At 63.2% G+C, this 7,083-nt stretch carries 7 protein-coding genes and 1 pseudogene; 2 read left to right on the top strand and 6 right to left on the bottom strand.

What is annotated here, in order from left to right:
- Positions 1-159 precede the first annotated feature (159 nt).
- On the top strand, positions 160-1,017 hold the full coding sequence (locus VK519_RS17015; protein WP_324351752.1) for an AraC family transcriptional regulator: 858 nt from the start codon (positions 160-162) through the stop codon (positions 1,015-1,017).
- Between the two features lie 15 nt (positions 1,018-1,032).
- Here VK519_RS17015 and VK519_RS17010 read toward each other — a convergent pair whose 3' ends face one another.
- The gene (locus VK519_RS17010) at positions 1,033-1,275 is read right to left on the bottom strand and encodes a hypothetical protein (RefSeq protein WP_324351750.1); all 243 of its coding nucleotides are present in this window, start codon (positions 1,273-1,275) and stop codon (positions 1,033-1,035) included.
- Between the two features lie 194 nt (positions 1,276-1,469).
- Here VK519_RS17010 and VK519_RS17005 point away from each other — a divergent pair, with 194 nt between their 5' ends.
- Positions 1,470-2,894, top strand: coding sequence for a nicotinate phosphoribosyltransferase (locus VK519_RS17005; RefSeq protein ID WP_324351748.1), 1,425 nt, complete (start codon positions 1,470-1,472; stop codon positions 2,892-2,894).
- Positions 2,895-2,899: 5 nt separating this feature from the next.
- Here the strand turns inward: VK519_RS17005 and VK519_RS17000 are convergent, their stop codons facing one another.
- From VK519_RS17000 to VK519_RS16980, 5 genes and pseudogenes are all read right to left on the bottom strand, one after another.
- Positions 2,900-3,415: a discoidin domain-containing protein gene (locus VK519_RS17000; protein ID WP_324351746.1), complete on the bottom strand. Its 516-nt coding sequence runs from the start codon at positions 3,413-3,415 to the stop codon at positions 2,900-2,902.
- On the bottom strand, positions 3,415-4,422 hold the full coding sequence (locus VK519_RS16995) for a sterol desaturase family protein (RefSeq protein ID WP_324351744.1): 1,008 nt from the start codon (positions 4,420-4,422) through the stop codon (positions 3,415-3,417). Before VK519_RS16995 ends, VK519_RS17000 begins: the two co-directional genes overlap by 1 nt.
- A gap of 124 nt (positions 4,423-4,546) precedes the next feature.
- On the bottom strand, positions 4,547-6,370 hold the full coding sequence (locus VK519_RS16990; RefSeq protein ID WP_324351742.1) for a GGDEF domain-containing protein: 1,824 nt from the start codon (positions 6,368-6,370) through the stop codon (positions 4,547-4,549).
- Between the two features lie 12 nt (positions 6,371-6,382).
- Positions 6,383-6,697 carry a hypothetical protein gene (locus tag VK519_RS16985; protein WP_324351740.1) on the bottom strand — a complete coding sequence of 105 codons (315 nt, stop codon included), beginning with the start codon at positions 6,695-6,697 and terminating at the stop codon, positions 6,383-6,385.
- A 110-nt stretch (positions 6,698-6,807) separates the two neighbouring features.
- Positions 6,808-7,083: pseudogene (locus tag VK519_RS16980) on the bottom strand (hypothetical protein); the annotation flags it as partial.

Here is a 7,083-nt window from a genome sequence, read left to right as displayed (position 1 = left end):
CCCGGGCCATGATCCCTAAACGCACACTCGGTGAGCTCATCAGGCGATTCCCCATAGGGTGTCGGGCTTCGGCGGCGATCATATCCGGGTATTCCCCGGGCCACGCGCAGGAAAAGCCGGCGCCGGACACGGATGGATGATTTCTGGCAGGATCGCGCCATGAGCCGCCCCGATTGCTACCCCAGTCCGCCGTCCGCGGTACTCGCCGGTGGCGGGCCATTGCCCTTGCTCGATACGTTGACCTCCCCTGTACCGCTGGGCCTGTTCGATTCGCCAGTGGATCACCGCCACGTGCTTTGCCTGCACCTGGGCGAACCGGTACCGGTATCGTGGCGGGCGGCGCACGGTGAGCGCACGGGGACGCGGATCCACGGCCAGTTTTGCGTGGTGCCCACCGGCTCCAGCACGCGATGGACACTGTCCCGGCCCGCGCGATCATTGCTGCTCCGCCTATCTCCGTCGCTGCTATCGGAAACCGCGGACAGCATGGGCATGGGTGCCCAGAATGCTTCGCTGGCACCATCGATCCACATTCGCGATCCACAGGTCGAGCGCATTGGCTGGATGATGCAGGCGGAAGACCACGACGACTATCCTGGAGGCAGGCTATTCGCCGACAGCCTCGCCACCGCGCTCGCGGTGCGCTTGCTGGCGCTGCAATCGCGGCATGCCAGTGTTGGCAGCAAAACCGTGCGCGCACTGCCTGCATGGCGTCTGCGCCAGGTGATCGAGTACATCGAGAGTAACCTCGACCAGGACCTCACCCTCGTCGAGTTGGCTCGCATCGCGGATTTCAGCGTGTCGCACTTCAAGCCGATGTTCAAACAGGCCACCGGCGTGCCGGTGCATCGCTTCGTGATGGAACGCCGCGTCGAACGCGCCCGTATCCTTCTGCTCGAAGGCAGGCAGAGCATCACCGACATCGCGCTGGAGACCGGCTTCGCCCACCCCAGCCATATGGCCCGCTGCATACGTCGATTGCTGGGCAAGAGCCCATCGGAGGTTGCCGCGCGGTAACGGCGGCAGGGGATGCTAGCGGTGCAGGGAAGCCATGAGAATGTGCTCGATCCAAGGCTTGGCCAGGTACTGGAACATGCCCCACATCGCCAGGATCACGCCGCCTGCGGCCAGGGCGACCATGCGCCACAAGCCCGCCTTCGTCGGCAGATGGTTCAATCGCTCGAGTATGCCGCTGACCTGGCCAGTGAGGATTCGCGTGGCGTCCTCAAGCCGCGTCACGCGGCCGGCGACGTCCTTGACCAAATCATCGCCCATGATTCCTCTCCTTGGGTTGGGCTCAATCCTCGCGTTCACGCGCGCTTGCAGCCGGTGCTCATCTCGGTAGCACAGCGTAGTGGAGAGCCAACCGCCGTGGTATCAGGTATCGCCGACTCCAACGTAGGTCGCTCTCTAAGGCGTGACGCGGGGTAGTATTCACCGTTCCCCAGCGTCCATGCAGGCCCAGCGCCATGCAATGCCTCGACAATCTCCTGCTCAATACCGATAGCTACAAGGCCAGCCACTGGCTGCAATACCCGCCGGGAACCGATGCCACTTTCTTCTACGTGGAATCGCGTGGGGGTACTTATGACCGCACCGTATTCTTCGGCCTGCAAGCGATCCTGAAGGAATACCTGGCAAGACCCGTTACCCACGCCGATGTCGATGAAGCCCGCGACCTGTTCGCGGCCCACGGCGAGCCTTTCAATGAGGCGGGATGGCGCTATATCGTCGATCACCACGGCGGCCTGTTGCCGATACGGATAAGAGCCGTGCCCGAAGGCACCGTGGTGCCGACCCACCAGGCGCTGATGACGATCGAATCCACCGACCCAGCCGCCTTCTGGGTGCCCTCGTACCTGGAGACGATGCTCCTGCGCATCTGGTACCCGGTGACCGTGGCCACGATCAGCTGGCACGCCAAGCAGACCATCCGACAGTTCCTCGAACGCACCAGTGACGATGTGGAAGGGCAGCTTCCCTTCAAGCTGCATGACTTCGGTTCCCGCGGTGTTTCAAGCGTCGAGTCCGCCGCCATCGGCGGCGCTGCGCACCTGGTGAATTTCCTCGGCACCGACACGGTGTCGGGGCTTCTGCTAGCCAAGGCCCACTACCACGAGCCCATGGCCGGCTTCTCCATTCCAGCCGCCGAGCACAGCACCATCACCAGTTGGGGCCGCGAGAACGAGGTCGAGGCCTATCGCAACATGCTGTGGCAGTTCGCCAAGCCCGGCGCCATCGTGGCCGTGGTATCGGATAGCTATGACATCTACCACGCCATCACCGAGCACTGGGGCAAGACGCTTCGCCAGGAGGTGATCGATTCGGGCGCCACCGTCATCGTGCGTCCGGATTCCGGCGACCCGGTGGCGGTAGTGCATCAATGCCTGGAACTGCTCGACGAGGCCTTTGGCCACACGGTGAACGGCAAGGGCTACAAAGTGCTCAACCACGTACGGGTGATCCAGGGTGACGGCATCAATCCCACCAGCATCCGCGCGATCCTGGATCGGGTGACCAGCGCCGGCTACGCCACCGACAACGTCGCTTTTGGCATGGGCGGTGCGTTACTGCAGCAATTGAACCGCGACACGCAGAAGTTCGCGCTGAAGTGCTCGGCGGCGCGGGTCAACGGGGCGTGGATCGACGTATGGAAGGATCCGGTGACCGACAAGGGCAAACAGAGCAAGCGCGGACGGATGACCTTGCTGCGGCATCGCGAATACGGCACCTTCAAGACGGTGCCGGTGCCGGCTCAGGCCCGTTCACTGGCAGACATCGACAAGCCGATGGGCTTCGATGATGCGATGGTGACGGTCTGGGAAGACGGCAAGATCGTCAGCGACTTCACTTTCGCGGACATTCGCGCCCGTGCCGACGCGGCAAGGCTTTAGCCGCCTTACCAGACTTCCACTTCGTAGATGCGCGTGGCCGGATCATCCGTTTGCGTCGGCTTGGTCACGTCAAGCTCCACATAGCGCGCGCGTTCATGGGCGATGCGGTGTTCGGTGATGCTTGCCGTGTTGCCCGATTCATCCACCACGGTCTTCCAGGTTTTTCCATCGGCAGATACGCGTAGCGTGAAATCGCGCGTATTCATCGACACAGGCTCGTCGCCCGCGCCGGCATGCTTGATGGTGAAGCCTGTGATCTGGTTTACCTGCTGAAGGTCGATGCGAAGCCAGCTGGGGGTCTGCAGGGTGCAGAACTTGTCCTGGGTCTTGCTTTCGACCTTGCCATTCACCGCCTTGCTGGCTTCCTCGCCCGGCTTACATATCGGTGAGCCGGTCGCGGGTTTGCCCAGCGCAAGATTGACGTGCGGGGCGGCGCCGCCATCGACCGTTTGCGCAGCCAGGGCGAAGCTTGCGGCAAGCAGGATAAGGCCGCCGAACATCAGGTTGGAAAGCCGTGTCATCAGTGGTATCCGTGGGAGGGCTGGGCCGTGCGTGGATGACTTGCGTCCCGCTCTAATAGTTCCTGCTTGGCGACCTTGGCTGTCTTGTGCTGCCCGTCGTGGCTCCAGCCCGGAGGCATGATGAGGTACAGCAGTTTGTTGCCGATGCCCGGCGCGTTCCAGACGTCCTTGCCCAGCAGGTAGAACTCGCCCAGGTACGCGTCCAGTACGCTGTAGCGATTCACCGGGCGGGTGATGCCGTACTCGATCTGGATATCGTCGCGCTCTTCCACGTAGGTGCCGAACACGCGGTCCCAGATGGGCAGAAGGTTGCAGAAGTTCGTGTCCATGTACACCACGTTGCGTGCGTGGTGCACGCGGTGGTGCGACGGCGTCAGGATGAAGCGGTTGAGCACGCCCAGCCTGCCGTTCTTCAGCGCGTTCTCGCCGACGTGGATGAAGCTGCCCCAGAAGCCATCGATGATCATGATCAGCACCAGCAGCGGCGGGCTCACGCCAAGCAGCATGCAAATGCTGGTGCGTACGAAGTCGGCATAGGCCGCTTCCAGGAAGATATGTGAATAGTTCACGCTAAGGTTCATCGCCACCGGCGCGTGATGCGTGGAGTGCAGGCACCACAGCAGCCTGACCTTATGCGCCAGGAAATGGTAGACGAAATGGGAGAATTCCCAGGCCACGTAACCATAAAGCACGCCATACCAGGTAAGGCCCGCCTGGAACAAGGCGAAGGGCTGGAACAGACCGATGCATAGCCCCACCATCGCGATGGTGATGAAGTTGCCGATGAACCGGTTCAGTACCATCACCAGCAATGGCACCTGGTAGTGCTCGCGCTTGAACGTCTTGACCGCCACGCTGCGCAACAGCTCGAACAGCAGCAACGGCGGCAGCAGGGGATTGAGCAGCGCGCCGAAGCCATTGACGGTAAGCAGGGCGCGATAGTCGCCCGCGGCAATCATCCCCAGCAATGGACCTAAGCCAAAGAAGTCGAGCAATTGGTCGTGCACCCATCCCACCACTCCCATCGTTGGCACCACTCCCAAATGTGACTGGAAGACCGGTTTATCACGATCTAAATTTGCCTGCAAGTGAATCTGGCCGGAGACGGGCTATGTCGTGGAACGCGTTCGATCATGCCGTGCGGGGGGTCGTGGACACGGCGGCCGGCAGCGGCTGGGCGGCCGAATCGTCCTCGTGGCTATCGATGACGACGCGATTGCGCCCCAAGCGCTTGGCCCGATACAGCGCGGCATCCGAAGCGCGGCACAGCTGCTGCAAGTCGTAGCCTGTCATATCGGTGGAGGCCAGGCCGATGCTGGCCGAGAAGGAAACCACCACGTCGTCCATGACCAGCGGCGAGGCGGCGAGCGCCAGGCGGATGCGCTCGGCGACCAGGGTGCCCTGCAATCGCGGCATATCCATCAGCAGCATGCCGAACTCCTCGCCACCAAGGCGCCCGAGGAGGTCAGCCTTGCGCAGCTGTCCCTTGAAGATCGCGACAGCGTGCTTGAGCACCGCATCGCCCACGGCGTGTCCATGAGTATCGTTGACCTGTTTGAAATCATCCAGGTCCAGGAAGACCAGGCAGCCGTCGCCGGCGCGCTTGTCGAGGGCGCGCAGTGCGCGCTCGGATTCGCTCATGAAATGCTGGTGGTGGAAGATCCCGGTAAGTCCATCGCAGGACGACAGCCCCTTGAAGCGAAGTTGCGAACGCTTGATGCGCACCATCCAGAAGATGATCGAAAGCAGGACGAGGGACATCATCACGATGTAGAGACGGCTCGCCTCCACGGCCTTGGCATCGAGTGCCTGCTGGAGCCGCAGGATGCGGTTCTCCTTGCTCAGGCCTTCCGTCTCGAGCTTGTCGGCGAGGAAGTGCTGGCGGGCAGCCTCGTAGGCCACGTTCCTGACGTTTGCATCGCGCAGGTAGCCCTGGTCCTGGACGACATAGTGTTCGTAGAAATCCAGTGCGCTGGCGTAATGCCCCTGTGCTTTGTCGATCGTGTACAGGACGCGGTAGGCGAACCGCAGCGCCTCGTTGACGTCACCGGGGTGGGTCATGGCAACGGTCTGGAGCGCGGCTTTCCGTGCTTCGGTGGCGTTGCCCATCTGTTCGTAGATCTGGGCGCGCTGGCTGGCCAGGTCGATGAGATGCGGAAAGTACTGGCTTGCCTGGATGGCAGGGGTGATGCGGGCGACGGCCGCGAGGGCCTCGGCCAGCTTGTGTTCCTCGAACAGACGGTCCACCAGGATGAGCGCGATGGTATTGGCGAAAAGCGGCTGGCGGTCCGCCGTGCAGGTATCGATCGTCTGCACCAGCTCCGGACTGTGGGACGTCAGATGGCGGGCGCCCTCGAGCGCGGTGACCTTCTGCACCATGGCCTGGCAAGGGGATTGGCCGGCCGGCGTGGCCGTCAGCATCATGTCGGCGTACTTCAGCCCCTGCTCGGGCTGGCCCGCGAACGTCAGCATCTGCGACAGGTTCGCCAACAATGAGAATCGGGCGTCCGGGTCGGTCACGGTAGGCAGCGTGTCCGCGACGCGGGTCGCCATGGCGTAAGCCTCCGCGTATTTGCCTTGGCCCGTCAGGTTGTTCATCAACATGGCGGTGGCGCGGTAGCCCAGCGTATCGCCTTCCGCGTCCGCAAGGACATCCCGGAAAGCGGCCTCGGCTTCCCGATAGCGCCCTTCGTAATTTGCTTCCCAGCCGTCGAGGAAGCGCAGATACCGCTTTTCGCGCGTACTTAAGGCTGCCGCGTCGCGATGGAGCTCGCCCAGCATGTCGACGAAATGCGGGTGATCCTTGGTGCGTATGGCGTCTGCCTGCGCAACCCGCCCGCTGCCGGGCCCCATCGGCGGCGCTGGAGCGGCATGGCCGCACGGTAACTGCGCCAACAGCGCGAGCCCCAGCAGGACCGGCCAGGACCGCATGAGGCCAACGCAATTGAGCGACATGCCGGCTTCCCCTCAGGTCGGGGGCGTATCGTCGGGATCGTCGGGCGGGTTCTGCTCGTCGTCCTTGCCATCGCCATGATCGTCTTCGGGGTAGTGCTCGTCCTCGCCCTCACCCTCATGCCCGCCCGTTTGACTCATGTGCTCGACGTGCATCTGCACGAGACCCAACTCCTTGGTCAGGGTCGTGCCGTCGCCATTGGCTGCCAGTTCGCGCAAGCCGGCCGAGGCATCGGCGGCTTCGAGTGCTCGCGCCAGTTCCTCGGGCGACGCATGCCGTAATGTGGCATCACGGCCGATAGCTTCCAGCAATTCGACGGTGTCGCGCATATTCTTCCCCTGGTTCCTGTTGACCTTGGTGCCGTCCGCTCCCCACCCGATGACGCGGTGACAGTCCGGCATGTCGCTTTAGCGGCAGACCGCGCGCTTTCTTTAGCCCCTTATGCCGGAACGGCAGGTTCCACGCCCGTGCCGTGGACAGCATCGAGCGCATCCAGGCGCGCACGCATGATGACGTTTGGCTTCAGCGCGCACGCGGGTGGCAGCGCGAGCGTTTCATGGCCGGTGAACTCGGCGGCAGGGAAGTCACGCAGCGCCATGCGCTGGATGTGCGGGCCCTCGATCGGCAATGTCGGCGCGCGATAGACGACCGCCGGATGATCGGCCGGATAGTCCTGGAGCAAGCGCTCTGCCAGCAGCTCCCGGTAGGCGTCGGG

The organism is Pinirhizobacter sp. (assembly GCF_035317885.1).
GTDB lineage: Bacteria > Pseudomonadota > Gammaproteobacteria > Xanthomonadales > Rhodanobacteraceae > Pinirhizobacter.
Note: the sequence above shows the minus strand (reverse complement) of the source record. Positions and strands in the feature narration are given on the sequence as shown.